Origin of the sequence: Amycolatopsis sp. NPDC102389 (assembly GCF_044765885.1) — a bacterium.
Taxonomy (GTDB): domain Bacteria; phylum Actinomycetota; class Actinomycetes; order Mycobacteriales; family Pseudonocardiaceae; genus Amycolatopsis.
In genome coordinates, this window is sequence record NZ_JBIWKX010000017.1 from 1 (window position 1) to 24,153 (window position 24,153).

At 68.7% G+C, this 24,153-nt stretch carries 27 protein-coding genes; 19 read left to right on the forward strand and 8 right to left on the reverse strand.

What is annotated here, in order from left to right:
* Positions 1–400 precede the first annotated feature (400 nt).
* Positions 401–1,075, reverse strand: a complete 675-nt coding sequence (locus tag ACIRGA_RS16915; RefSeq protein ID WP_400942018.1) for a MerR family transcriptional regulator — start codon at positions 1,073–1,075, stop codon at positions 401–403.
* Between the two features lie 75 nt (positions 1,076–1,150).
* Between ACIRGA_RS16915 and ACIRGA_RS16920 the strand changes: the two genes are divergently transcribed.
* Genes ACIRGA_RS16920 through ACIRGA_RS16930 form a run of 3 tightly spaced genes read left to right on the forward strand, consistent with a single transcriptional unit; the run spans position 1,151 to position 3,331 of the window.
* Positions 1,151–2,125: a hypothetical protein gene (locus ACIRGA_RS16920; RefSeq protein WP_400942021.1), complete on the forward strand. Its 975-nt coding sequence runs from the start codon at positions 1,151–1,153 to the stop codon at positions 2,123–2,125.
* Entirely contained in the window at positions 2,122–2,553 is a 432-nt protein-coding gene (locus ACIRGA_RS16925; RefSeq protein ID WP_400942023.1) for an ABA4-like family protein, read from the forward strand. Before ACIRGA_RS16920 ends, ACIRGA_RS16925 begins: the two co-directional genes overlap by 4 nt.
* Positions 2,546–3,331 carry a purine-nucleoside phosphorylase gene (locus ACIRGA_RS16930; protein ID WP_400942026.1) on the forward strand — a complete coding sequence of 262 codons (786 nt, stop codon included), beginning with the start codon at positions 2,546–2,548 and terminating at the stop codon, positions 3,329–3,331. Before ACIRGA_RS16925 ends, ACIRGA_RS16930 begins: the two co-directional genes overlap by 8 nt.
* A 59-nt stretch (positions 3,332–3,390) precedes the next feature.
* Here the strand turns inward: ACIRGA_RS16930 and ACIRGA_RS16935 are convergent, their stop codons facing one another.
* On the reverse strand, positions 3,391–4,548 hold the full coding sequence (locus ACIRGA_RS16935; protein ID WP_400942029.1) for a glycosyltransferase: 1,158 nt from the start codon (positions 4,546–4,548) through the stop codon (positions 3,391–3,393).
* A 29-nt stretch (positions 4,549–4,577) separates the two neighbouring features.
* Here ACIRGA_RS16935 and ACIRGA_RS16940 point away from each other — a divergent pair, with 29 nt between their 5' ends.
* The 8 genes from ACIRGA_RS16940 (at position 4,578) to hisS (ending at position 12,129) form a co-directional block, all read left to right on the forward strand.
* Entirely contained in the window at positions 4,578–6,215 is a 1,638-nt protein-coding gene (locus ACIRGA_RS16940; protein ID WP_400942031.1) for a phospho-sugar mutase, read from the forward strand.
* 1 nt (position 6,216) lies between these two features.
* Positions 6,217–6,669 (forward strand): flavodoxin family protein, encoded by a 453-nt coding sequence (locus ACIRGA_RS16945; protein ID WP_400942033.1) that lies wholly within the window; start codon positions 6,217–6,219, stop codon positions 6,667–6,669.
* Between the two features lie 351 nt (positions 6,670–7,020).
* Positions 7,021–7,413, forward strand: coding sequence for a helix-turn-helix domain-containing protein (locus ACIRGA_RS16950; protein ID WP_400942036.1), 393 nt, complete (start codon positions 7,021–7,023; stop codon positions 7,411–7,413).
* Complete coding sequence (locus tag ACIRGA_RS16955) at positions 7,410–7,931, forward strand: hypothetical protein (protein WP_126735233.1); 522 nt, start codon at positions 7,410–7,412, stop codon at positions 7,929–7,931. Before ACIRGA_RS16950 ends, ACIRGA_RS16955 begins: the two co-directional genes overlap by 4 nt.
* Complete coding sequence (locus ACIRGA_RS16960; RefSeq protein ID WP_400942039.1) at positions 7,928–9,061, forward strand: MAB_1171c family putative transporter; 1,134 nt, start codon at positions 7,928–7,930, stop codon at positions 9,059–9,061. The genes ACIRGA_RS16955 and ACIRGA_RS16960 overlap by 4 nt, the downstream gene beginning before the upstream one ends.
* Positions 9,058–10,257, forward strand: coding sequence for an amidohydrolase family protein (locus tag ACIRGA_RS16965; RefSeq protein ID WP_400942041.1), 1,200 nt, complete (start codon positions 9,058–9,060; stop codon positions 10,255–10,257). The genes ACIRGA_RS16960 and ACIRGA_RS16965 overlap by 4 nt, the downstream gene beginning before the upstream one ends.
* A gap of 182 nt (positions 10,258–10,439) precedes the next feature.
* Complete coding sequence (locus tag ACIRGA_RS16970) at positions 10,440–10,832, forward strand: hypothetical protein (protein ID WP_400942043.1); 393 nt, start codon at positions 10,440–10,442, stop codon at positions 10,830–10,832.
* A gap of 10 nt (positions 10,833–10,842) precedes the next feature.
* Positions 10,843–12,129, forward strand: a complete 1,287-nt coding sequence (gene hisS / locus ACIRGA_RS16975; RefSeq protein WP_400942046.1) for a histidine--tRNA ligase — start codon at positions 10,843–10,845, stop codon at positions 12,127–12,129.
* Positions 12,130–12,175: 46 nt separating this feature from the next.
* Here hisS and ACIRGA_RS16980 read toward each other — a convergent pair whose 3' ends face one another.
* The 3 genes from ACIRGA_RS16980 to ACIRGA_RS16990 are packed head-to-tail and all read right to left on the reverse strand — an operon-like array spanning position 12,176 to position 14,583.
* Positions 12,176–13,177 (reverse strand): aldo/keto reductase, encoded by a 1,002-nt coding sequence (locus ACIRGA_RS16980; protein ID WP_400942049.1) that lies wholly within the window; start codon positions 13,175–13,177, stop codon positions 12,176–12,178.
* A gap of 24 nt (positions 13,178–13,201) precedes the next feature.
* Positions 13,202–14,185, reverse strand: coding sequence for an aldo/keto reductase (locus ACIRGA_RS16985; RefSeq protein WP_400942051.1), 984 nt, complete (start codon positions 14,183–14,185; stop codon positions 13,202–13,204).
* The gene (locus tag ACIRGA_RS16990) at positions 14,182–14,583 is read right to left on the reverse strand and encodes a MerR family transcriptional regulator (RefSeq protein WP_400942054.1); all 402 of its coding nucleotides are present in this window, start codon (positions 14,581–14,583) and stop codon (positions 14,182–14,184) included. The genes ACIRGA_RS16985 and ACIRGA_RS16990 overlap by 4 nt, the downstream gene beginning before the upstream one ends.
* A gap of 84 nt (positions 14,584–14,667) precedes the next feature.
* On the opposite strand from ACIRGA_RS16990, the gene ACIRGA_RS16995 reads away from it, so the two are divergent.
* Entirely contained in the window at positions 14,668–15,264 is a 597-nt protein-coding gene (locus ACIRGA_RS16995) for a TetR/AcrR family transcriptional regulator (RefSeq protein ID WP_400942057.1), read from the forward strand.
* Positions 15,265–15,414: 150 nt separating this feature from the next.
* Here ACIRGA_RS16995 and upp read toward each other — a convergent pair whose 3' ends face one another.
* The gene (upp, locus tag ACIRGA_RS17000; protein ID WP_037332384.1) at positions 15,415–16,038 is read right to left on the reverse strand and encodes a uracil phosphoribosyltransferase; all 624 of its coding nucleotides are present in this window, start codon (positions 16,036–16,038) and stop codon (positions 15,415–15,417) included.
* Positions 16,039–16,056: 18 nt separating this feature from the next.
* Positions 16,057–16,500, reverse strand: coding sequence for a protein-tyrosine phosphatase family protein (locus ACIRGA_RS17005; protein WP_400942060.1), 444 nt, complete (start codon positions 16,498–16,500; stop codon positions 16,057–16,059).
* Between the two features lie 105 nt (positions 16,501–16,605).
* Here ACIRGA_RS17005 and ACIRGA_RS17010 point away from each other — a divergent pair, with 105 nt between their 5' ends.
* Genes ACIRGA_RS17010 through ACIRGA_RS17030 form a run of 5 tightly spaced genes read left to right on the forward strand, consistent with a single transcriptional unit; the run spans position 16,606 to position 21,684 of the window.
* On the forward strand, positions 16,606–17,214 hold the full coding sequence (locus ACIRGA_RS17010; RefSeq protein ID WP_400942253.1) for a DUF1707 domain-containing protein: 609 nt from the start codon (positions 16,606–16,608) through the stop codon (positions 17,212–17,214).
* Positions 17,215–17,236: 22 nt separating this feature from the next.
* Entirely contained in the window at positions 17,237–18,394 is a 1,158-nt protein-coding gene (locus ACIRGA_RS17015; protein ID WP_400942062.1) for a serine hydrolase domain-containing protein, read from the forward strand.
* A 19-nt stretch (positions 18,395–18,413) separates the two neighbouring features.
* Positions 18,414–19,388: a deoxyribose-phosphate aldolase gene (gene deoC, locus ACIRGA_RS17020; RefSeq protein ID WP_400942065.1), complete on the forward strand. Its 975-nt coding sequence runs from the start codon at positions 18,414–18,416 to the stop codon at positions 19,386–19,388.
* A gap of 3 nt (positions 19,389–19,391) precedes the next feature.
* Positions 19,392–20,825, forward strand: a complete 1,434-nt coding sequence (locus tag ACIRGA_RS17025) for an aldehyde dehydrogenase family protein (protein ID WP_400942068.1) — start codon at positions 19,392–19,394, stop codon at positions 20,823–20,825.
* A complete protein-coding gene (locus ACIRGA_RS17030; RefSeq protein ID WP_400942071.1) occupies positions 20,818–21,684 on the forward strand; it encodes an aldehyde dehydrogenase family protein in 867 nt (288 codons plus the stop codon). Before ACIRGA_RS17025 ends, ACIRGA_RS17030 begins: the two co-directional genes overlap by 8 nt.
* A gap of 87 nt (positions 21,685–21,771) precedes the next feature.
* Here ACIRGA_RS17030 and ACIRGA_RS17035 read toward each other — a convergent pair whose 3' ends face one another.
* The gene (locus ACIRGA_RS17035; RefSeq protein ID WP_400942073.1) at positions 21,772–22,410 is read right to left on the reverse strand and encodes a TetR/AcrR family transcriptional regulator; all 639 of its coding nucleotides are present in this window, start codon (positions 22,408–22,410) and stop codon (positions 21,772–21,774) included.
* A gap of 214 nt (positions 22,411–22,624) precedes the next feature.
* Between ACIRGA_RS17035 and ACIRGA_RS17040 the strand changes: the two genes are divergently transcribed.
* Entirely contained in the window at positions 22,625–23,839 is a 1,215-nt protein-coding gene (locus ACIRGA_RS17040; protein ID WP_400942075.1) for a cytochrome P450, read from the forward strand.
* 8 nt (positions 23,840–23,847) lie between these two features.
* A complete protein-coding gene (locus ACIRGA_RS17045) occupies positions 23,848–24,042 on the forward strand; it encodes a ferredoxin (RefSeq protein WP_400942078.1) in 195 nt (64 codons plus the stop codon).
* Positions 24,043–24,153: the final 111 nt, after the last annotated feature.

Below are 24,153 nucleotides of genomic sequence, written 5' to 3' on the forward strand. Positions count from 1 at the left end.
CCGCGGGGGGGCCGGTGTGGTTTTATCTCACCCACCCCCCCCCCCCCACCCCACGACCCACCCGCACCGACCATGCCACGTTTGACTTACCCCTCAATAACCCTCATTACCACTCACGACCCCGGCCAGGATCGTATATATAGACATGAACCGGACACTGCACAGTCGGAAACTGTCCCTTGTGGACAATCAGCGGCGCATGGTCGTCAGCGAAAAGGGCCCGCACCACGTTTGACTTACCTCTCATTAGACCCTCCTCGCCACTCACGACCCCACTTGAAAACCGGACATATACGCATCAAGCAGACTTCAGACAGTCAAGTGTCCTTAACGGACACTCGCGGCCACCGACGACAGCCGGATATCCGGCAAAGCCCGGTCCCGATACCAAGAGCGTCCTTCAGTCCTGCCCGGCGAAGAATGCCTTCGACGCACGCTGCTGCGCCAACCGCCGCAACACCGACAGCAGCCTGTCGCCCAGAACCGTCTCCACGACGGCGATCTCGATGATCTCCTCCAGCGACGCGATCCCGGCGATCCCCTCGAGGTCCAGGTCGGCGGTCCGGTCGGCGATCTCGGCATAGGCGTCGAGTTTGTCGAGATACCAGTCGTGCCCGACCTCGCGGATCGCGCACAGGACGCCGACCAGGGCCTGGATGACCAGGTCGTCGTCGGACTTACAGGGCCACCCGCGGCGCTCGGCGAGGTCACGGACCGTCGCGAGCGCCCATTCCCGGGCTTCGTCGTCGACGACCCGCCGGGAGGACGTGATGCCCTGCTGGGCGATACCGAGGATGTGGTGAGGGCTGGCTTCCCCGGCGTCGACCGCGGTGAGCACCTCGCCGACCGTCGCGAGCGAAAGGCCGCCGACGTCCATCAGCGCCCTGATCAGCTTGATCCGCCGGACGTGCCCGTCGTCGTACTTCGCCTGGTTGGGGCTGGTCCGCTCGCCCGGCGGAAGCAGCCCTTCCCGCAGGTAGTACTTGATCGTGGCGACCGGGATCCCGGCTTTCTCGCTCAGTTCGGCCATCCGCACGCGTGCGCTCTCCGATCTCGGGGACGGTTCCAGGGTCATCCCTGAAGACTTCTCAGGATGGATAGTTTAGCTTCCCATAACGGAGAGCTTGACTATCCATTCTGGGAGGGACCCATGACCATCTTGACCGATCTCCGTGACAGAACCCGCACCTGGCATCGAGGTTCGTATCGCTGCGCCCAGGCCTTCGCCGTGATCACCGCGCTGTGCGTCCTGGCCATGCTGATCGACCAGCGGACGCTGAACGGCGCGCCGCTCTGGGCGAAACCGTTCAAATTCGCCGTCTCCGGCACCCTGTACTTCTTCACCTGGAGCTGGCTCGTCTCCTTGCTGCCCAAGTTCCGGCGGACCGCGAACTGGCTGACGAACGTGCTCGTCGTGATCTTCACGGCCGAGTACGCGCTGCTGGTGTTCCAGGCCGCCCGCGTCCGCGCGAGCCACTTCAACAACGCGACCCCGCTGGACAACACGATCTTCCAGGTCATGGGCGGGATGATCGCCGTGCTGTGGATGGTCAACCTCGTCCTGACGATCGCCGTCATGTTCACCCGGCTCCCCGACCGCGCGACGGCGTGGGCGGCCCGGATCGGCGCGATCCTCGGCATGATCGGGATCTCGCTGGCGACGCTGATGAGCGGCCCCACCCCGGACCAGGAGGCCATGCTCGACGCGACGGGCCAGTCCGCGATGATCGGCGCGCATACCGTCGGTCTCCCCGACGGCGGCCCCGGCCTGCCGATCCTCGGCTGGAGCACGGTCGGTGGCGATCTGCGGATCCCGCATTTCCTCGGCCTGCACGGACTCCAGGCGCTCCCGCTGCTCGCGCTCGCCCTCGGCGTCCTGGCCGCGCGCTACCCGCGGCTTCGCGACGACGTCCTCCGGCTGCGGCTCGTGGTGATCGCCGGCGTCGGCTACGCGGGCCTTCTCGCGTTGCTCACCTGGCAGGCGCTGCGCGGCCAGTCGATCGTCGCCCCCGACGGGCAGACCCTGACGGCCCTCGCGTTGCTGGTGGGGGGCGTCGCCTTTAGCGGGCTAATCGCGATCGGGCGGCCCGCGAAGGACCGGGACCTGGAGGCCTCGCTGCGATGAGCGTCGAGACCCTGTTCACCTGGACCTTTCCGCTGGCGACGCCGTTCTGGCTGCTGATGATCTTCCTGCCGGGCTGGTCGTGGACCCGCCGGATCATGTCCTCACCTTGGACACCGCTACTGCCGCTGATCCCGTACTTCGTGCTCGCCCTCACGCATCTCGGCGAACTCTGGACGGCGGTCAGCAAGCCGGACCTCGACGTGCTGAGCGCGTTCACCGGCTCGCCGTACGGGGCGGCCGCGATCTGGGCACACCTGATCGCCTTCGACCTGTTCATCGCCCGCTGGATGTACCTCGAGTCGCGCGAGCACAAGATCCACCCGCTGGTGACGGGCCCGATCCTGGCGCTCACGATCTTCCTGTCCCCGTTCGGGCTGGTGGCGTTCCTGCTCGTGCGCACCGTCCGGATAAGCTCGTCGCATGAGTGAGAACGAGGTCGCGGCGGCCGCCGCCATCGCCGAACGCACCGGCGTCGAGAAGCACGACATCGCCGTCGTGCTCGGTTCGGGCTGGCGCCCGGCGGCGGACGTCATCGGGGAGCCCGAGGCGGAGATCCCGCTGGGCGAACTGCCCGGATTCGTCGCGCCGGGCGCGGTGGGGCACGGGGGCACCGTCCGGTCGGTCCGCGTCGGCGAGAAGCGCGCGCTGATCCTGCTGGGCCGCACGCATTTCTACGAGGGCAAGGGTATCGACCCGGTCGTGCACAACGTGCGCACCGCCGCGGCCGCGGGCGCCAGGACGGTGCTGCTGACCAACGCCGCGGGCGGCCTGCGCCAGGGCTTCCGCGTCGGGCAGCCGGTGCTGATCTCCGACCACCTGAACCTCACCGCGCGGTCGCCGATCGTCGGCGCGAACTTCGTCGACCTGACGGATCTCTACTCGAAGCGGCTGCGCGACATCGCGCGCGAAATCGACCCTTCGCTGGAGGAAGGCGTCTACGCGGGGCTGACCGGGCCGCATTTCGAGACACCGGCGGAAATCCACATGCTGCGGACGCTCGGCGCCGACCTCGTCGGCATGTCGACGGTGCTGGAGGCCATCGCCGCCCGCGCCGCCGGGGTCGAGGTGTTCGGGCTGTCGCTGGTGACCAACCTGGCGGCCGGGATGACCGGGGAACCGCTGAACCACGAAGAGGTGCTCGAGGCGGGCCGCCAGTCGGCCACCCGCATGGGCACCCTGCTCAAGGAACTCGTCGCCCGCGCCTGAAGTACATGAAGGCCCCCTTGCTTGCGTCTAGCGCAAGCAAGGGGGCCTTCATGTACTTCTCAGCCGGCGAACTCGGGAAGCCGCTGGGCGACCTCCGCGGGCGACGGCATCGCGGCGACCTCGTCGGCGAGCCGGCGCGCCGCCCCGAGCACCATTTCGTCGGTGAGCAGCTTCCGCGCCTGCTCGAAAATGACGTCCTCGACGACGTCGGCACCGATCAGCTGCGTGCCCACCCCGGCCGCGACGACGGCCTCGGCGTTCGTGAACTGATCCGCCCCCTGCGGCAGCACCAGCTGCGGCAGCCCGGCGCCGAAGGCACCCAGTGTCGTCCCGCTGCCACCGTGGTGGACCACGAGGTCGACGTGCGGCAGGAGATCCATCTGCGGCACCCAGACCTCGACCCGGACATTGCCCGGGAGTTCGCCCAGAGAAGCCGGATCGACCGTCGGGCCCGCCGCGACGATGACGTCCGCGTCGAGGCGCGCCAACCCGCCGATGGCCCGCTTCAACACGTTTTCGTTGCCGAACGCCGTCCCGAGGGTGAGGTAGATCAGCGGACGGCTCTTGTCCCGGCCGACCACGCCCGCCGGGAGGTCTCCCGGCTCGGCCCAGCCGACGGGACGCAGCGGAATCCGCTTCGCTCTGGCCAGAAAATCGGGCGCCTGCACCGATTCCGGGCAGATGTCGACGACGGGATCGCCGAAGGACGGCAGGTTCGCGCCTTCGACACCGAGTTCCGCGGCGAATTCCGCGATGCGCCCCTCGATGACGTCCATGACGTCACCTGAGGAGAACCGGCCGAAACCGTGCCCGATCGCGGGAATGCCGGCGGCGCGGGCGGCGATGGCGCCACCGGGGTTGCCGCTTTCGTAGACGACGAGATCCGGCCGGTGCCGCTCCAGCAACGGTGTGAGATCGGCGACGAATCGCCGAGGCATCACATTTCCGAACACTTCGCCGATAGCGGGATAAAACGCTTCGGGCGGAGCGTCGGTGGCGTTGGGTTTGGGAGCGTCGGGCCCGACGACCGACTCGAACGCCTCCCGCATCCCGATTCCGGCGCTTGCCGCCGCCAGGCCGGCCTTTTCGACCACCGTCAACATGTCGTCACCGGTGGCGAAGAGGACTTCGTGCCCGGCGTCGCGAGCGGCGACGGCGAGCGGTAGTAGGGGATAGAGATGACCATGACTCACCAGAGAAGTGAAGATCAATCGCACCCTCTCCAACGTACCCGTAGGCTGACTCGGTGACGACTTCTTTGACTTCGGATCTCCGGGATCGGGCGTTCCGCTGGATCGCCGACGACCCGGACGACGATTCCCGCGTCGAGCTGCAGAACATCCTCGCCCGCGCGATGGGCGGCGAAACCGGTGCGGCGGACGAACTCGCGGACCGGATGGCGGGTCCGCTCGAATTCGGCACCGCCGGGCTGCGCGGTCCGGTGCGCGCGGGCCCCAACGGGATGAACGTCGCGGTCGTCACGCGGACGACGGCCGGGGTCGCGGCCTGGCTGACCGCGCAAGGACACGCGGGCGGGGTCGTGGTGGTCGGCCGCGACGCGCGGCACGGTTCGGAGGCCTTCGCCAAGGCCGCCGCCGAGGTGCTGACGGCCGCCGGATTCGCGGTGAAGACGCTGCCCGGCCCGTTGCCCACCCCGGTGCTCGCGTTCGCCGTGCTCGAACTCGGTGCGGTGGCGGGTATCCAGATCACCGCATCGCACAATCCCCCGGCCGACAACGGTTACAAGCTTTACGACGCGTCGGGCGGCCAGATCGTCCCGCCGTCGGACGGGCAGATCGAGCAGGCCATCGAAGCCGCTCCCCCGGCGATCAGCGTGCCGCGCGAGCCCGGCGCCGAAGTGCTGGGCGACGAACTCCGCGACGCGTACCTCGCCAAGGTCGCGCTGCTGCCGCGCGGTCCGGAACGCGGGGTCAAGGTCGCCGCGACGGCGTTGCACGGCGTCGGCGCGGACACCTTGCGCGCGGCGTTCGAGCGCGCCGGGTTCGAAGACCTCCATCTGGTGACCGAGCAGGCGACGCCGGATCCCGACTTCCCGACGGTCGCCTTCCCGAACCCGGAGGAACCGGGCGCGACGGACCTTTTGCTGGCGCTGGCGTCCGAAGTGGACGCCGACCTAGCGATCGCGCTCGACCCCGACGCCGATCGCTGCGCGCTGGGCGTACGCGAACGGGACGGTTCGTGGCGGATGCTGCGCGGCGACGAAACCGGCGTCCTGCTCGGCTGGCATATTCTGTCCACAGTGGACGAAGCGGACCCACTGGTGGCCACGACGATCGTGTCGTCGTCGATGCTCGGCGAGGTCGCGAAGGAGTTCGGGGCGCGCTACGCGGAGACGTTGACCGGGTTCAAATGGCTGGTCCGGGCCGGCGAAGGGCTCGTGTTCGCTTACGAAGAGGCACTCGGCCTCTGCGTGAACCCCGGTTTCGTGCGCGACAAGGACGGCATCTCCGCCGCCGTGCTCGCCGCGGGGCTGACCGCTTCCCTGCGCGCGGCCGGCCGCGGACCGCTGGACATCCTCGACGAACTGGCCGTGAAGCACGGGGTGCACGTGACGGATCAGGTCTCGCTGCGGGTCACCGATCTGTCGGTGCGGGAGCGCCTGATGGCGGGCCTGCGCGCCACTCCCCCGTCGTCACTGGGCGGCACCGACGTCACGATGGAGGACCTTCTGCCCGACGCCGATGTCCTCCGCCTGACCGGCGAGGGCCTGCGTGTCGTCATCAGGCCGTCCGGGACCGAGCCGAAACTGAAGGCGTACCTGCAGATCAAGGAGCCGGTCACCGGCGACCTCGCCGAGGCGCGCACCGCCGCGGACGCACGGCTGGCCGCGCTCCGGGCCGACACCGAGTCCCGGCTGGCGTGACATGCCGAAGCTGCTGATCGTCCACCACACGCCGTCGCCCTCGACGCAGGCGATGTTCGAAGCCGTGCTGTCCGGCGCGAATCATCCGGACATCGAGGGCGTCGACGTCGTGCGCCGCGCGGCGCTGGGCGCGACCGTGCCCGACGTCCTGGACGCCGACGGCTATCTGCTCGGCACCCCGGCGAATCTGGGCTACATGTCCGGCGCGCTGAAGCATTTCTTCGACACCGTCTATTACCCGTGCCTGGATTCCACGCGGGGGCGGCCGTTCGGGTTCTTCGTGCACGGCAACAACGACACCTCCGGCACCGTGCGCGGGATCGAAGCGATCACGACCGGCCTCGGCTGGGAACGCGCGGCCGCACCGGTGCTCGTCACCGGCGAACCGGGCAAAGCGGATCTCGATGCCTGCTTCGAGTTGGGCGGCACCCTGGCCGCCACGCTCATGCCCTGACGCGTTTAGTCCTCTGAATGCGGGGAGAAAGTAAGGGGCCTGTCACCGGAAGCCCTGGGGGTCGACCTCCGGCAACAGGCCTAGGCCAAGGGTTCGCCGTGATGGCGATCAACCTTGGCTGCCTCAGCGTACTACATCCGGCACGATCTTGTGCACCCACCGGGGAAAACGGCTCTCACTCCGGTGTCCGTACACCCCCAGGGCACGGATTCCGGAGTGAGAGGCCGGGCGCGGCACGAAACCGCTTGACAACTGTAAACCACTGCATACATGCGCTGTCAACAGCTGCGGACAGGCTGTATCGCGTTACACTCCCACTACGGAACGGGACTACGGAACGGTTGGGGGGTCATGTCGCCGTATCAGACCTTCGCCCAGAAACTGACCGCGCTGATCGATTCGGTTCGCGCGGACGAAGGCGCCCCGCACAGCTATCGCGAGCTGTCCGCGGCGATCGATCGCGCCGGCGGGCCCACCATGTCGCCCGCGTACCTCCAGCAGCTCGCCACGGGCAAACGGGTCAACCCGAAGATCCACTACGTCGAAGCGCTGGCGAAGCTGTTCGGCGTGCCGATCACCTACTTCTTCGAAGACCAGGAGCCCCAACCGGTCGGCGAGGCGAAGCTGATGGCCATGCGCGCGCAGGAGCTCTCCCCGCAGGGCCGCCGTCAGGTCATGGATCTGCTGGAACTCGTCGAACGCTACGAACGGGCCGAGCGCGACCAGCCGGACGAGAGCCGATGAAGGAACGCGAGCTCCGCAAGCGCTGCCGCAAGATGCTGAACAAGCTCGACATCGAGCCGCCGCTCGACGTCGGCGTGCTCTGCGAACGGCTCGGCGAACAGCGCGGCAGGCCGATCCGGCTGATGCCGTATCCGCTGGAGGTCCCCGGCCCGTTCGGCTGCTGGATCGCCACCGGTTCGGCGGACTACATCTTCTTCCAGCAGGAGACCACGAAGTCCCACCAGGACCACATCATCCTGCACGAACTCGGGCATATGCTCGCCGATCACCATCCCGGCGGCGACGCCGAACCCGCCGACTTCCTGCGCGGCCCCGCCACCGGGCTCGACGGCGACGCGGTACACCGCGCTTTACGCCGCACCTCCTACGATGAGGCGCACGAATGGGAAGCCGAGACCGTGGCGACCATCATCCTCGAATGGGCGTCGGTCTTGAACTACACGATTCCCCGTCGCGCCGACGACGATGACGTCCGCCGCGTCCAAGGCGCGCTGGGCGACCATCAAGGGTGGCTGTGAACTCGCTGTTCTCCCCTCTCAACGTCGTGGCGATGGTGCTGTTCGCGACCGCGCTCGCCTGGCGGATCTACCAGACCTACCGCGCACCCCGGCTGCTGCCGAACTGGGCGATCACGATCACGATCGTCTGCGTCGCCGGCTCCTTCCTCGCCCAGCAGAAGGTCATCGTCGGCTGGCTCGACGACCTGGCGGGCAAAGGCACCGGCCGTCTGGTCAACAACGTCCTGCTCGCGATCGGCGTATGCGCGCTGCTGATCGTGTTCCTCGGCTCCGCGCTCGGCCCGCGCAGGCCGGGGCGCGTGCTGTTCGAGCTGATCCCGCTGTCCGGCGCGATCGCGCTGATGCTGGTCGCCATGGCCGTCACCCCGCCGGAGGCACGGGGGCTGGCGCTGAGCCCCAAGCTCGTGCACGTGCCCGGGGTCGCGCTGTTCTACCTGGGCGCGGGGCTCTACCTGATCTACGGGCTCGCCGCCTGCGCCTGGTGGATCTTCCGGTACATCCGCACCGCGGACCGCCATCTGAAGACCGGGCTGAAACTCAGCGCCGCCGGGCTGATCTGCCTTTCCGTCGGCAGTGTCTTCCGCGCGCTCTACATCGTGATCGCCTGGGCGTTCGGGCCGTCGATCCCGCTCCTGCTCACCGTCGCCGTCCCGCTGGTGCTCCTCGGGATCGTGCTCTTCCTCGCCGGGATCACCTATCCCGGCGCCCGCGCGCGGTTCGCCGCGCTGCGACGGCGCCGCCAGCACCGGCGGCACCACGACGAACTCACCCCCTTGTGGACCGAACTGGCCCGGATCTACCCGAACATCGTGCTCCGGACGACGCCGCAGGGGCCGTGGGAGCGGTGGCGCCCGCGCACGGTCCATCGCCGGTACTACCGCCGGGTGATCGAGATCCGGGACGGGCTCGTGCAGCTGAGCCCCTATCTGGAAACCGATCTGACCGCGCTCGCCGCGGACGATCCGCGGGCGGCGGCGGAGGCGCTGAAGACGGCGATCGCCCGGCAGACCGCGGGCGAGGAGACCGACGGGCGCGCGAAACTGGTGCTCCCCGGCGGCGCCTCCGACATCGAATCCGACGTGCGGCCGTTGCTCGCGCTGTCCGCCGCCGTCTCCGGGAGCAAGGTATGACGACCCAGCTTTTGCTTACGGCGGAAAGGATCCTGCCGCGTCCGAGCACGCCGGTCGAAGACGGAGCCGTGCTCGTCGAGGGTGGCCGGATCCTCGCGGCGGGACCTCGCGCCGAGGTCGCGGCGCAGGCGTCTCCGGACGCCGAAAGGCTCGACTTCCCCGGCGCGACACTGTTGCCCGGCCTGTTCAACGCCCACGTGCACCTGGCGTTCGACGCGACCCGCGAGATGCTGCCGAATTTCCTGGCGAGCGACGACGAAGCTTTGCGCGCGGGGGCCAAGGATCGCCTGGGGCGGTTGCTGCGCAGCGGGGTCACGACGGTGCGGGACCTCGGCGATCGCGACGCCTTGGGCGCGCGGGTCCGGTCGGAGCTCGAAGCCGAAGGCGCCGCCGCTCCGCGTCTGCTGACCGCGGGATCGCCCCTGACAGTCCTCAATGGACACTGTCACTTCTTCGGTGGCGAGGTCGCGGACGACGACGCCATCCGGGCCTTGATCGACGCGAACGCCGCCGCCGGCGCGGACGTGATCAAGGTGATGGCCAGCGGCGGCCAGATCACCGAGGGCGGCGCGGACATGTGGGAGTCCCAGTTCGACGTCCGGGCGCTGCGCCTGATCGTCGAGCACGCGGCGCGCCACAGGCTCCCGGTCGCCGCGCACGCCCACGGTGCCGACGCGATCGAGGCGTCGGTCGAGGCGGGTGTCGCCACGATCGAGCACTGCACCTGGATGACCGGACCTCAGCGACAGGACAGGCGTGAGGGTGTCGCCAAGCGCATGGCGGCCGAGGGCATCGCGGCGTGTTCGACGAGCAGCCGCAACTGGCGGATGCTGGCCGAGCGCATGGGCGAGGAGCTCGCGAAAACCGTCTACGGACGGCTTTCCTGGCTGGAGGAACTGGGCGTCCCGCTCCTGGCGGGAACGGACGCCGGGCTGCCCGGGTCGGTCTTCGACGATCCCGTCGGCGCCCTCGAACTCTACGAATGGCTCGGGTTCGGCAGGCGCCGGATCCTCGAGATCGCGACCGAAGACTCCGCCGCCGGGCTCGGCCTCGGCGACGTCACCGGTCGCCTCGCCCCCGGTCTGAGCGCCGACGTCCTGGTGGTCGACGGCGATCCGCTCGCCGACCTTTCCGCACTCCGGAACCTCCGCCTGATCCTTGCGCGCGGATTGATCGTGAGCGGCGTTCCGGATTAGAGCCGATCGAAGGCGTAACTCGCGTGATCAGGCACGTAACTCGCGTGACTGGATGCCGCACTCGGTGTTACGCCTTCAATCACGCGAGTTACGGCTCCGATCACGCGAGTTCCGTGCCGCATCACCGCAAGTGGGCCGGGAAGTTTGGTGACAGCGTTTTAAAACAGTGTTATGATCACCTCATGGAAGGTCCGATCAAGCTGTTCACCGTCATCGCGCTCGTCTCGCTGCCGACGGTGATGTACGGCGGCTACGCGCTGATGGGCGTGCTGCGCGACAAGAAACTGACCGAACACCAGCGCGGGATGTTCCGCGCCGGCCACGCGCACGCCGGCGTCCTGCTGGTTCTCGCGCTGGTCGCGCTGCAGATCCTCGGGCAGACCGGCCTTCCGGACACCGCCCGGTGGATCGTGTGCTTCCTGCTGCTGTTCGGCGTGCTCGCCCGGTCCGGCGGCTTCTTCATGCATCTGGCGCCGGGCAAGGGCAAGCTCGGCGGACGGGTCACGAGCGCCGGGGCGGTCCTGCTCGGGGCCGCGATCCTGACCACCGCGTACGGCGTGGCCTTCGCTGGTTAAGCTTGTTGACGTGCCTGAATACCTGCCGACAGCCCCCGCCAAGGGGACCCGCGACTTCCTGCCCGCCGAGATGTCCGTCCGGACGCAGGTGTTCGGCCATCTCTACGACGTGCTCGAACTACGGGGTTTCCTCCGCTACGACGGGCCAATCCTCGAACCCGCCGAGATCTACGAGCGGAAGTCCGGGCAGGAGATCGCCGACCAGCAGCTGTACACGCTGACCACCAAGGGCGGCGAGCGGCTGGCGCTGCGCCCGGAGATGACGCCGTCGGTCGCCAGGATGATCGCGGGCAACGCCAAGTCGCTGCAGTTCCCGGTGCGCTGGTACAGCCACCCGAACTGTCACCGCTACGAGCGGCCGCAGCGTGGCCGGGTCCGCGAGCACTGGCAGATCAACGCGGACATCTTCGGTTCGGACAGCGCGAACTGCGAGATCGAGATCTTCGAGCTCGTCCACGCCATGATGAGCGAGCTCGGGGCGACCCCGGACATGTTCCAGGTGCGGGCCAACGACCGGAACCTGCTCTCCTCGGCGCTCACCGACATCGTCGGCGTGACCGCGGACCAGCTTCCGCAGGTGTTCACCCTGGTGGACCGCTGGGAGAAGTCGGACCGCACGAAGCTGAGCGACACCGCGGCCGAGATCGGGCTGACCGACAAGCAGTTCGAGAAGCTGACCGAGATCCTGTCTTCGGGCGCGGCCCTGCTCGACGAGCTGCCCGAGCAGGTCAAGGAGAACTCGAACCTGGTCAAGGTGCTGAACAGCGGCGCCGCGGATCTGATCACGTTCGATCCGATGATCGTGCGCGGGCTCGCGTACTACACGTCGACCGTGTTCGAGGTCTTCGACACCTCTCCGGAGAACCGTCGTGCCCTGTTCGGCGGCGGCCGCTACAGCGACTTGGCTTCGCTGTTCACGTCGCAGCAGATCCCCGGGATCGGCTTCGGCATGGGCGACGTCACGCTGATCGACTTCCTCGACACGCACGGCCTCACCCCGAAGCCGCGCAGTGAGGTCGATGTCGTGGTGATCCCGGTGGTCGAGGAGCTCACCGACGCCGCGCGCGAGGTCGCGGGGCGGCTCCGGAAGGCCAGGCTGCGTACGTCCACGCCCGTCGAGCTCCGCAAGCTGGGCAAGGAGCTCACCCGGGCGGACAAGGCCGGCGCGCGGGCCGTGGTGATCGTGGGCCAGGAGGACTGGGACGCCGGGAACGTGACAGTGCGCGGTCTCGCGACCCGCGAACAGCAGACCGTGGCCCTCGACGACGTGGTCGAGGCGGTCACGTCTTTGGTCTGACAACGAAAAGCCGGCGCCCTTTTCGAGGGCGCCGGCTTTTTCGTGTTCAGCGGGACAGCAGGCGCATGGCCGTTTCGGGGTAGCGCTCCCCCGCGACCGCGTCGGCCGGGACCGCCGCCTCGATCTCCGCGACATCCTCGGCGGTCAGCTTCAGGCCGACGGACGCGACGTTCTCTTCGAGATACTTGCGCCGTTTGGTGCCCGGGATCGGCACGACGTCGTCACCCTGAGCCTGCACCCACGCCAGCGCCAGCTGACCGGCGGTGACGCCCTTCCGCTCGGCCAGCGCGCGCAGCGCCTCGACGATCGCCAGGTTCCGCTCCAGGTTGCCTTCGGCGAACCGGGGCTGGGTAGTCTGCCGGAAGTCACCGTCGGCGAAGTCCTCTTTGGACTTGAAGCGGCCGGTGAGGAAACCGCGGCCCAGCGGGGAATACGGCACCAGCCCGATGCCGAGCTCCCGGCAGACCGGGACGACCTCGTCCTCGATGTCGCGCGACCACAGCGACCATTCCGTCTGCACCGCCGTCACCGGATGCACGGCGTGCGCCCGCCGGATCGTCTCCGGACCGGCCTCGGACAACCCGATGTGCCGGATCTTCCCCTGCTCGACCAGCGAGGACAGCGCGCCCGCGGTCTCCTCGATCGGCACGTTCGGATCGACGCGGTGCTGGTAGTAGAGGTCGATGTGGTCGACGTTCAACCGGCGCAGCGACGCCTCGACCTGTTGCCGCACATAGAACTCGTCGCCCCGGATCCCGCGCTTCGAGGGATCTTCTTCGTCGCGCACGATGCCGAACTTGGTCGCCAGCACGACCTGGTCCCGCTTGCCCGCCAGTGCGCGGCCGACCAGCTCCTCGTTGCGGCCGAAGCCGTACATGTCGGCGGTGTCGATCAAGGTGACGCCCAGTTCGATCGCGCGGTGGATCGTCGCGATCGATTCGGTGTCGTCGCCTTGGCCGTAGAACTCGCTCATGCCCATGCAGCCGAGCCCCTGCGCGCCGACTTCCAGCGTGCCGAGCCTGCGGGTGGGCAGGGTGGAACCCGTCATGATTTCTCCGCGATTCTCTGGGATTTACTTGCCGGCGGCGCGGGCGAGCCGCTCCGGGTAACGCTCACCGGCGATCGACTCGATCGGCGCCGCCTTCTCGATGGCTTCGATGTCCACTTCGGACAGTTCCAGCTCCGCGGCGGCGGCGTTCTCTTCGAGGTACTTGCGTCGCTTGGTGCCCGGGATCGGCACGACGTCGTCGCCCTGTGCCTGGACCCAAGCCAGCGCGAGCTGCCCGGCGGTGACGCCCTTCTGCTCGGCCAGCGCGCGCAACGCATCGACGATCGCCATGTTGCGCTCGAAGTTGCCCTCGGCGAACCGGGGCAGCCCGCGGCGCATGTCGTCCTCCGGCAGGTCCTTCACCGATGTCACGCTGCCGGTGAGGAAACCGCGGCCGAGCGGCGAGAACGGCACGATGCCGACGCCCAGCTCGCGGGCGGTCGAGAGGATCTCGCCTTCGATGCCGCGAGTCCACAGGGACCACTCGCTCTGCAGCGCGGTCACCGGGTGGACGGCGTGCGCGCGACGGATCGTCTCGGCACTGGCTTCGGAGATCCCGGCGAAGCGGATCTTGCCCTCTTGAACCAGCTCCGCGAGCGCGCCCCAGGTCTCCTCGACCGGCGTGTCGGGGTCGACGCGGTGCTGGTAGTAGAGGTCGATGTGGTCGACGTTCAACCGGCGAAGGGACTCTTCGCAGCTCTGCTTGACGTACGCCGCGTCGCCGCGCGCGGCCATCCCGCCGTCCTTGTCCCAGACGATGCCGAACTTGGTCGCCAGCACGACCTGCTCCCGCTTGCCCGCGATCGCGCGGCCGACCAGCTCTTCGTTCGCTCCCGCGCCGTAGACGTTCGCGGTGTCGAGCAGGGTCACGCCCAGTTCGAGGGCGCGGTGGACGGTGGCGATCGACTCCGTGTCGTCGTCGCGGACACCGTAGGCCTGGCTCATCCCCATGCAGCCGAGTCCCTGCGCCCCGACTTCCAGACCGCCGAGCCTCCTGGTGCTGATCACGCTGAAATTCCCTCCATGGTGGCTCCGGTGCCGAGCACCTTCCGCTCCACCTGGTCGTAGTGGTCGATCTTGTAGTCGAGGATGTCGAGGCAGGCCTGCAGCTCGGCGATCCGATCGGCGACCGACTTACGCTGGTCGACCAGGATCGATTTGCGCCGCCCCGCGCTCGCCGCCCCGTGGTGACGCAGGGAGGCGTACTCCCGCATCCGCTTGATGGGCATGCCGGTCAGGCGCAGCTTGGTCAGGAACCCCAGCCACCCGAGGTCGTCGTCGGTGTAGGCGCGCCGCCCCGCGGCGTCCCGCGCCGGGGGCTCGACGAGTTTGATGCGCTCGTAGTACCGGAGAGTGTCGATGGACAGTCCGCTACGTCGCGCGGCTTCCGCTATCGAGTAGCTCATGTGAACGACAGTACGACCTGGAGTGCGCTCCAGGTCAACTCCGAATCCGAGCGATTCATAACAGCGTTGCGATACCCTGGGATCATGCCCCGCCCCAGGACGCACGACGAGAACCTCCGGCTGAAACTGCTGGACCGTGCCGGTGAGCTCATCTCGGCCGACGGCCCGAAGGCGCTCAGCCTCCGCAAACTGGCCGCCGACGTCGGCACGTCCACCACCGCGGTCTACTCACTCTTCGGCGGGAAGACGGACCTCGTCAGCGCGCTCTTCGCCGAGGGCTTCCTCCGCTTCGGCCGCCGGATGTCGAGGGTCACGCTGAGCGGTGATCCGGTCGAGGACCTGGTGCGGCTGGGCGTCGCGTACCGGGAAAGCGCGCTGGCCGACCCGCACCTCTACGCGATCATGTTCACGAAGTCGGTGCCGGGTTTCGAGCCGGCGGACGACACGGCCGGCCAGGCGCGCGCCACGATGGCGCCGCTCGAGGAGACGATCCGCAAGGCCGTCGCCGACGGCGCCTTCCTCGACGTGCCGCCCGAGGTCATCGCCGTGAGCTGCTGGGGCATCGTGCACGGCCTCGTGTCGCTGGAGCTGAACGGGAACCTGCCGGAGGACTTCACCGTGAGCGCGGCTTACGAGACCGCTCTGCGGGCGAACGCGTCGGGCTGGCTGCGTCGCGTTTAGCCCGCTAAACGCGATCCGCCCGGCCTCGGGCTGGGCAAGTCCGTGAAGGCCTCCTTGAGGGACTCTGGGTCTCTCAAGGAGGCCTTCACGGACTTGGGCGATCGCTCCGGTGGCACGACCTGCGTTTAGCGGGCTAAACGCGATCCGGCGTCAGACGGCGCCGTACTGCCGATCCCCCGCGTCCCCGAGCCCCGGCACGATGAAGCCGGAGTCGTTCAGCCGCTCGTCGATGCTCGCGGTCACCACCCGCAGTGGCAGCCCGGTCTTCTCCAGGTGCTCGATGCCCTCGGGCGCGGCGAGCGCGCAGATCGCGGTGACGTCGGTGGCGCCGCGGTCGGTGAGCAGCCGGATCGTGTACTCCATCGACCCACCGGTCGCCAGCATCGGGTCGAGCACCATCACCGGCCGGTCGGCGAGCGATTCGGGCAGCGACTCGAGGTACGGCGTCGGCTTGAGCGTCTCCTCGTCGCGGGCGAGGCCGACGAAACCCATCTGGGCGTCGGGGATCAGCTTGTGCGCCTGGTCCGCCATCCCGAGCCCGGCCCGCAGCACCGGCACGAGCAGCGGCGGGCTCGCCAGCGCGTAGCCGTCGGTGCGCGCCACCGGCGTGTGGATCCGCTCGATCCGCACCGGCATGTCGCGCGTGGCTTCGTAGACCAGCATGACGGTCAGTTCGTGCAGCGCCGCGCGGAAGGCGGCGCTGTCGGTGCGCGCGTCGCGCATGGTGGAGAGCCTGGCCTTGGCCAGCGGGTGATCAACGACGTGCACATCCATGCCGGTCAATTTAGCCCGTCACGCCTGCCGCGCGAACCAGCCGACCCAGCGGCGCTGCCACGGCGTCTCCACCGAACGCTTGTCGTGGTTGGCCCGCGCCCACGCCACCGCCTCCTCGGCGCTCAACCCGGAAAGGGTGGCGAGACAGGACAACACCGTGCCGGTCCGCCCGACCCCGCCGTGACAGGCGACCTCGACGCCTTCTCCCCGCGCCGCCCGGTCGTGCAGGTCGACGATCCGCCGCCGCGCGTCCGCCCAGTCCGTCGGCAGCAGGAAGTCGGGCCAGCGGATCCACGCCCGCTCCCACTCCATTTTGTGATCGTGTTTCCGGCGCAGCTTCGCCCCGCCCAAATACAGTCCGAAATCCGGCGAAGGGCCCTCCGGCCAGGGGCGACCCAGGCCCCGTCCGCGCACCTTGATCCCGTCCGGCAGCTCGACGACGCCGGGTAGTGAGTTCCCCATCACGGGAGGATGCCACTGTCGACCATAAGATGGACGCTTGGCCCTCTCGTCGACGCTAGGCTCCTCCAGGTGAGTGAAGAACCGGCCCTGCCGGGCCCCGAACAGATGCGCATCTCCGACGCCGACCGCGAGCAGGTCGCGCAGGTGCTGCACGCGGCGATGTCCGAAGGGCGCATCACCATCAACGAGCTGGAAGAGCGGCTCACCACCGTCTACGCGGCCAAGACCGTCGGCGACCTCAAGCCGGTCACCGCGGACCTGCCGCAGTCCAGCACGGCGATCCAGCCGGCGACGTCGCGCGCCCTCGGCCTTCCCGACGACCGCATCGGCGGGCATCCGGGCTCCGGCGCGTCGATCGCCGTCATGTCCGGCGCGTCGCGCAAGGGCAGCTGGGTCGTCCCGCCGCAGCACAACAGTTTCGCGTTCTGGGGCGGCGCGGAACTCGATCTGCGGTACGCGCGGTTCGCCGAGAAGCATTCGACGATCACCGCGGTCGCGATCATGGGCGGGATCGACATCATCGTGCCCGACGACATCAATGTGGACGTCACCGGAATCGGCTTCATGGGTGCCTTCGAACTGGAAGACCGCGCCGGGACGCCCGCGGCGCCGCCGACCGCGCCGACGGTGAAGATCACCGGCCTGGCGTTCTGGGGCGGAGTCGTCGTGAAACGGAAGCCACGTAAGAGAGACGTGCCTGAAATCGAAGGCTGACCACGACTTGGGGGACTGTCCGATGCGCCGAAGTTTCGTCGCGATCGCTTGTGCCGCACTGCTTTCCGTCACCGCCCTCCCGGCGGCGGCCGAGAAGACCGATCCACGCCAGGCCGCGATGGACGCGGCGGTCGCCGCGGGCATCCCCGGCATGGTCGCCGTCGCCGACGATTTCCGCGGCGTCAGCGGCGTCGCGAACATCGAGCGTCCCGGTAAGCCCGACGCGTCGGGCCGCTGGCGGATCGCGAGTGTGTCCAAGGTGTTCGTCGCGACGCTGGTCCTGCAGCTCGTGGCCGAGAAACGCGTCGGGCTCGACGAGCCCGTTCAGCGTTACCTGCCCGGGTTGTTGCCGTATCCGGAGCCGATCACCGTCCGCCAGCTGCTGCAGCACACCAGCGGCCTCCCGCGCGACCTCGCCCCCGAGGACACCTGGGCGTCCGGTCCGGAGGTCGACACCGAACGCTTCGAGCACTTCGGCAGCGAAGACCAGATCCGCCTGAGCGTCACGAAGCAGCCGCTCCAGTTCAAGCCCGGGACGAGCTGGGCGTACTCGAACACCGGCTACAACGTCCTCGGCCTGCTGGTCGAGAAGACCACACGGAAGCCGCTGGAACGCGCGCTCGCCGAGCGCATCACCGGGCCGCTGCACCTGCGCGACACCTCGCTCCCCCGCGACTTCCCGTTCCTGCTCCGCCCGGCCGCCCGCGGCTACGAGCAGCTGTACGACGCGCCGCGCGGCCTCACCGACGTCACCACCTACAACTACTCGCGCTACTTCGGCGCGGGCGGCGTGGTGTCTTCGGGCAAGGACCTCAACCGGTTCTTCGAGGCGCTGTTCGGCGGCCGTCTGCTGCCCGCGGATCTGCTGAAGCAGATGAAGACGACGGTCCCGGCGGGCGGCATGGAGTACGGGCTCGGCCTGATGAAGCTGAACCTCAAGACCGCCGGTGCCTGCGCGGAGGATCACGTCATCTGGGGCCACGCCGGCGACCTTCCGGGCTTCAACACCCTCAGCTTCCACGACGACTCCGGCAAGGACATCTCCACGCTGGCGACCGTGGACCTCACCGCGTCGCCGGACGCCGCGCTCAAACGTCAGCTGCCGATGATCTCCGAGTTCTGCGCCCCGGTGGTGCCCTCCACCAGGGCGGTCGCCCAGGCCCCGGTGCCCAGCTTGTAGGCCGCTTACACTCACCCGTATGACAGCTACGACCAGCTCGTCAGCGGCGACGGCCACCCCGTCGCCGCTGGCGGACGCGACTCGCGACGAGGCGAGCCTGCGCCGGTTCCTGCACGGGCTGCCTGGTGTCGACCAGGTCGGCGTCGAGCAGCGGGCGGCGGGACTCGGCACGCGCAGCATCAAGAAGGCCGCCAAGCTCTGGGCGATCGACACCGCCATCTCGATGGTCGATTTGACGACCCTCGAAGGCGCCGACACCCGGGGCAAGGTCCGCGCGCTCGCGGCGAAGGCCAAGCGGCCGGACCCGGAACGCCCGGACACCCCGCAGGTCGCGGCCGTCTGCGTGTACCCGGACATGGTCGAGACGGCTGTCGAGGCGCTTCGCGGCACCGGCATCCACGTCGCGAGTGTGGCCACCGGCTTCCCTGCCGGCCGCACGAGCCGCGAGATCAAGCTGGCCGACACCAAGATCGCCGTGGACGCCGGCGCCGCCGAGATCGACATGGTGATCGATCGCGGCGCCTTCCTGGAAGGCCGCTACCTGGAGGTCTTCGAGGAGATCCAGGCCATCAAGGCCGCCTGTGGCGGCGCTCACCTCAAGGTCATTCTCGAAACCGGTGAGCTGGCCACCTACGACAACGTCCGCCGCGCGTCCTGGCTCGCGCTGCTGGCGGGCGGCGACTTCATCAAGACCTCCACCGGCAAGGTCTCGCCCGCCGCGACGCTGCCGGTCACCCATGTGATGCTGCAGGCCGTCCGCGACTGGTTCGTCCAGACCGGTGAACTGCGCGGCGTCAAACCGGCCGGTGGCATCCGGACGACCAAGGACGCGATCAAGTACCTGGTCGCGGTGCACGAGGTCGCCGGCGAGCAGTGGCTGACCCCGGAGCTGTTCCGGTTCGGGGCGTCCAGCCTGCTCAACGACCTCCTGCTGCAGCGCCGCACCCAGGCCGACGGCCACTACAGCGGTCCCGACTACGTGACGGTGGACTGATCCATGGGCATCTTCGAGTACGCGCCCGCGCCCGAATCGCGCGACCTCGCGAACCTCAAGTCGCATTACCGGCCGTTCGTGAACGGCGAATTCGTCGACGGCTCCGGTGAGCCGCTCAAGACGATCAACCCGGCCACCGAAGAGGTGCTCGCCGAGGTCGGCACCGCGTCGGTGTCCGATGTGGACAGTGCGGTGAAGGCCGCGCGCAAGGCGTACAACAACGTCTGGTCCAAGATGCCGGGTTCCGAGCGCGCCAAGTACCTGTTCCGCATCGCCCGCCTGATCCAGGAGCGGTCGCGGGAACTGGCCGTGCTGGAAAGTCTCGACAACGGCAAGCCGATCAAGGAATCGCGCGATTCCGACGTGCCGACGGCCGCCGCGCACTTCTTCTACCACGCCGGTTGGGCCGACAAGCTCGACTACGCGGGCTACGGCCCGAACCCGAAGCCGCTCGGTGTCGCGGGCCAGGTCATCCCGTGGAACTTCCCGCTGCTGATGCTGGCGTGGAAGATCGCGCCCGCGCTGGCCACCGGGAACACCGTGGTGCTCAAGCCCGCGGAGACCACGCCGCTGACCGCGCTCGTGTTCGCGGAGATCTGCCAGCAGGCCGAACTCCCGCCCGGCGTGGTGAACATCCTCCCCGGCGCCGGGGACATCGGCGCCGCGCTGGTCGGCCACGGCGACGTGAACAAGGTCGCCTTCACCGGGTCGACCGAGGTCGGCAAGGCCATCCAGCGTCAGATCGCGGGCACCGCGAAGAAGCTGACGCTGGAGCTGGGCGGCAAGGCGGCGAACGTCGTCTTCGATGACGCTCCGCTGGACCAGGCCGTCGAGGGGATCGTCAACGGGATCTTCTTCAACCAGGGCCACGTCTGCTGCGCGGGCTCGCGCCTGCTGGTGCAGGAGTCCATCGCCGAGGAGTTGCTCGAGAAGCTGCGTTACCGCGTCTCGACGCTGCGGCTGGGCGATCCGCTGGACAAGAACACCGACATCGGCGCGATCAACTCCGCCGAGCAGCTCGCGAAGATCAAGGGACTGGTGGAGTCCGGCGACGCCGAGGGCGCACAGCGCTGGACCAGCCCGTGCCCGGTACCGGAACGCGGTTTCTTCTTCGCTCCCACCGTGTTCTCCGATGTCCAGCAGTCGATGCGCATCGCCCGCGAGGAGATCTTCGGGCCCGTGCTTTCGGTGCTGACCTTCCGCACACCGGACGAAGCCGTCACCAAGGCGAACAACACGCCGTACGGGCTCTCCGCCGGAATCTGGACCGAGAAGGGTTCGCGCATTCTCTGGATGGCGAACCAGCTGCGGGCCGGCGTCGTCTGGGCCAACACGTTCAACCGCTTCGATCCCGCCGCGCCGTTCGGCGGCTACCAGGAGTCGGGTTTCGGCCGCGAAGGCGGACGCACCGGACTGGAGGCCTACCTCGATGTCTGACCGTATTTCGGTGGCGAAGACCTACAAGCTCTACATCGGCGGCAAGTTCCCGCGTTCGGAGTCGGGCCGGGTGTACCCGGTCACCGACACCAAGGGCAAGTTCCTGGCGAACGCGTCGCACGCGTCCCGCAAGGACGTCCGCGACGCGGTTTCCGCCGCCCGCAAGGCTTTCGGCGGCTGGTCGTCGGCGACCGCGTACAACCGCGGCCAGGTGCTGTACCGCGTCGCGGAGATGCTGGAAGGCCGCCGCGAACAGTTCGTCGCGGAGGTCGCCGCTTCGGAAGGCGTCGCGGCGAAGAAGGCACAGTCCCTTGTGGACGCTTCGATCGACCGCTGGGTCTGGTACGCGGGCTGGACGGACAAGATCGCGACCGTGCTCGGCGCTGCCAACCCGGTCGCGGGTCCGTACTTCTCCTTCACGGTGCCGGAACCGACCGGGGTCGTGGGCGTGCTGGCGCCGCAGCAGTCTTCGCTGCTGGGCCTGGTGAGCGTGCTGGCCCCGGTGCTGGCGACCGGTTCGACCGCGGTGGTCGTGTCCAGCGCGGACCGGCCGCTGCCCGCGATCACGCTTTCGGAGGTCCTCGCGACGTCCGACCTGCCCGGCGGGGTCGCGAACATCCTGACCGGCCGCGCGTCGGAGCTGGGCTCGTGGCTCGCGTCGCACGGCGACGTCAACGCCCTCGACCCGACGGGCGCGGAGCCGTCCGCGCGGGCGGATCTGGCGCGTGAGGCGGCGGGCACCGTGAAGCGGGTCCTGACCGTCCCGGACGCCGAGCCGGACTGGACCGCCGACGCCGACATCGCGCGGCTGCGGCGGTACCTGGAGGCGAAGACCGTCTGGCACCCGCTGGGTGTCTGACCCTCCCCGATTTCCGCAGTTGGATACCTGAAGTCCGTGAAGGCCTCCTTCCCTACCCTCAAAGTAGGGAAGGAGGCCTTCACGGAGTCACGGGTCCAGATCGGCCCCGGTCAGCGCCCGCCCGGGGAGTGACTCGTTCGTGTCGACGGCGCGTAAACCGTCGATCATGATCCCGATGCACCGCCTCGTCGCCATCCGCGCGACCTCCGCGCCCTTGCCCGGCATCTGCCGCAGCAACGTCGCGAACAGGATCGCGACGTCACCGGTGGCGACGTCCGTCCGGAGCCTGCCCTCCGCCTGCGCGCCCTTGACGAAAGCGTCCATCACCAGCAGCAACTCGTCACGCAGGGCCTTGATCGCGGGATCGCTCTTCAGGATCGCCAGCGCCCGCGGCGACACCATCGCGAGCTGGATGCTCAGCTGCAGCTCCATCGACTGGTGCAGGAGCCGGATCAGGGCGGCCCAGTCTGAGGACTCCTGGTCCTTCGCGGCCTTCGCGTCCCGGAGAACGCGGTCGAAATTGTCGACGGCGACCGCCCGGATCAACGCGTCCCGGTCCGGGAAACGGCGGTAAAGGGTGCCGACGCCGACACCGGCCGCGCGCGCGATCTCCTCCATCGGGACCTCGGCGCCCTGCGCGGCGAAGATGACTCTCGCGGCGGCCAGGATCTGATCCCGGTTCCGGCGCGCGTCGGCGCGCAAGCGGGTCTCGGGGTCGGCTGTCATCGTCCTCGCCTCTCGAAGGTCCTTCAGGGCCGTGATTCTCGCACGTGAGGGCGTGCCCTTCACGCCTCCCGGGAAACCACCCCTTCGCGAGTGGACGACCTGTCTCCACTTGAGTACCTTGGGTGCATAAGCGGAATGAAACCATCCGCATACGTTTTGGGGCCCCCTGTCCGATATCACCCGAACCACCCGACATCTGGGGAAGGACAACCCGATGACCGACGTCGAGGAAACCACCGCGACCTTGCCGCTGGCCCGCAAGTGCCCGTTTTCGCCACCGCCCGAATACGAGACGCTTCGCGAGAAAAGCCCGATTTCCCGGGTCGGTCTCCCGTCCGGGCAAACGGCCTGGGCGCTCACCCGGCTCGAAGACATCCGCGAAATGCTGAGCAGCCCGCATTTCAGCTCCGACCGGCGGAATCCGTCGTTCCCGCTGATGGTGCCGCGGCCGGTCCGCCAGGAGGACGATTCGTTCCGCCCCTCCCTCATCGGGATGGATCCGCCGGAGCACAGCCAGGCCCGGCGCGACGTCGTCGGGGAATTCACGGTCAAGCGCATGAAGGCGTTGCAACCGCGGATCCAGCAGATCGTCGACGAACATATCGACGCCCTGCTCGCGGGCCCCAAACCCGCCGACCTGGTCCAGGCGCTTTCCCTGCCCGTTCCGTCACTGGTGATCTGCGAACTGCTCGGCGTCCCCTATTCGGACCACGATTTCTTCCAGTCGTGCAGTTCCCGGATGCTCAGCCGTGAGGTCAGCCCCGAAGAACGGCGGGACGCGTTCGAGGGCCTCCGGGGCTATCTCGACGAGCTCGTCACCAAGAAGGAAGCGAACGCCACCGAGGACGACCTCCTCGGGCGTCAGATCCTGAAGCAGCGGGAAACGGGCGAGGCCGACCACGCCGAACTCGTCAGCCTGGCCTTCCTGCTGCTCATCGCCGGGCACGAGACGACGGCGAACATGATCTCGCTCGGCACGGTGACGCTGCTGGAGAACCCCGATCAGCTGGAGAAGATCAAGGCGGATCCCGGCAAGACACTCGTCGCGATCGAGGAGCTCCTGCGGGTCTTCACCATCGCGGAGACGGCGACCTCACGCTTCGCCACCGCGGACGTCGAGATCGGCGGCACGCTCATCCGCGCGGGTGAAGGCGTCGTCGGCCTGAGCAACGCGGGCAACCACGATCCGGCAGGCTTCGAGAACCCGGACACCTTCGACATCGAACGCGGCGCCCGGCATCACGTCGCCTTCGGATTCGGTGTGCACCAATGCCTCGGCCAGAACTTGGCGAGGTTGGAACTCCAGATCGTGTTCGATACGTTGTTCCGGCGAGTACCGGGCATCCGGATCGCCGTTCCGGTCGACGAACTGCCGTTCAAGCACGATTCGACGATCTACGGCCTCCACTGCCTCCCGGTCACCTGGTAGGAGGAGCCATGAAGATCATCGCGGACACCGGGAAATGTGTGGGCGCGGGCCAGTGCGTGCTCACCGACCCCGATCTGTTCGACCAGAACGAGGACGACGGAACGGTCCTCATTCTGAACGCCGAGCCCGAGGGCGACCAGGCGGAGGAGAACGCGCGCACCGCCGTGCACATCTGCCCTGGTCAGGCACTGTCGCTCGCGTAAGCGGTGGGGCGTGGGGGGGGGGGGGGGGGGGGGGGGGGGGGGGGCCCGCCCCCCCCCCCCCCCCCCCCCCCCCGCCGGGGTGGTAGGCCCCCCCCGCACCCCGGCCCCGGG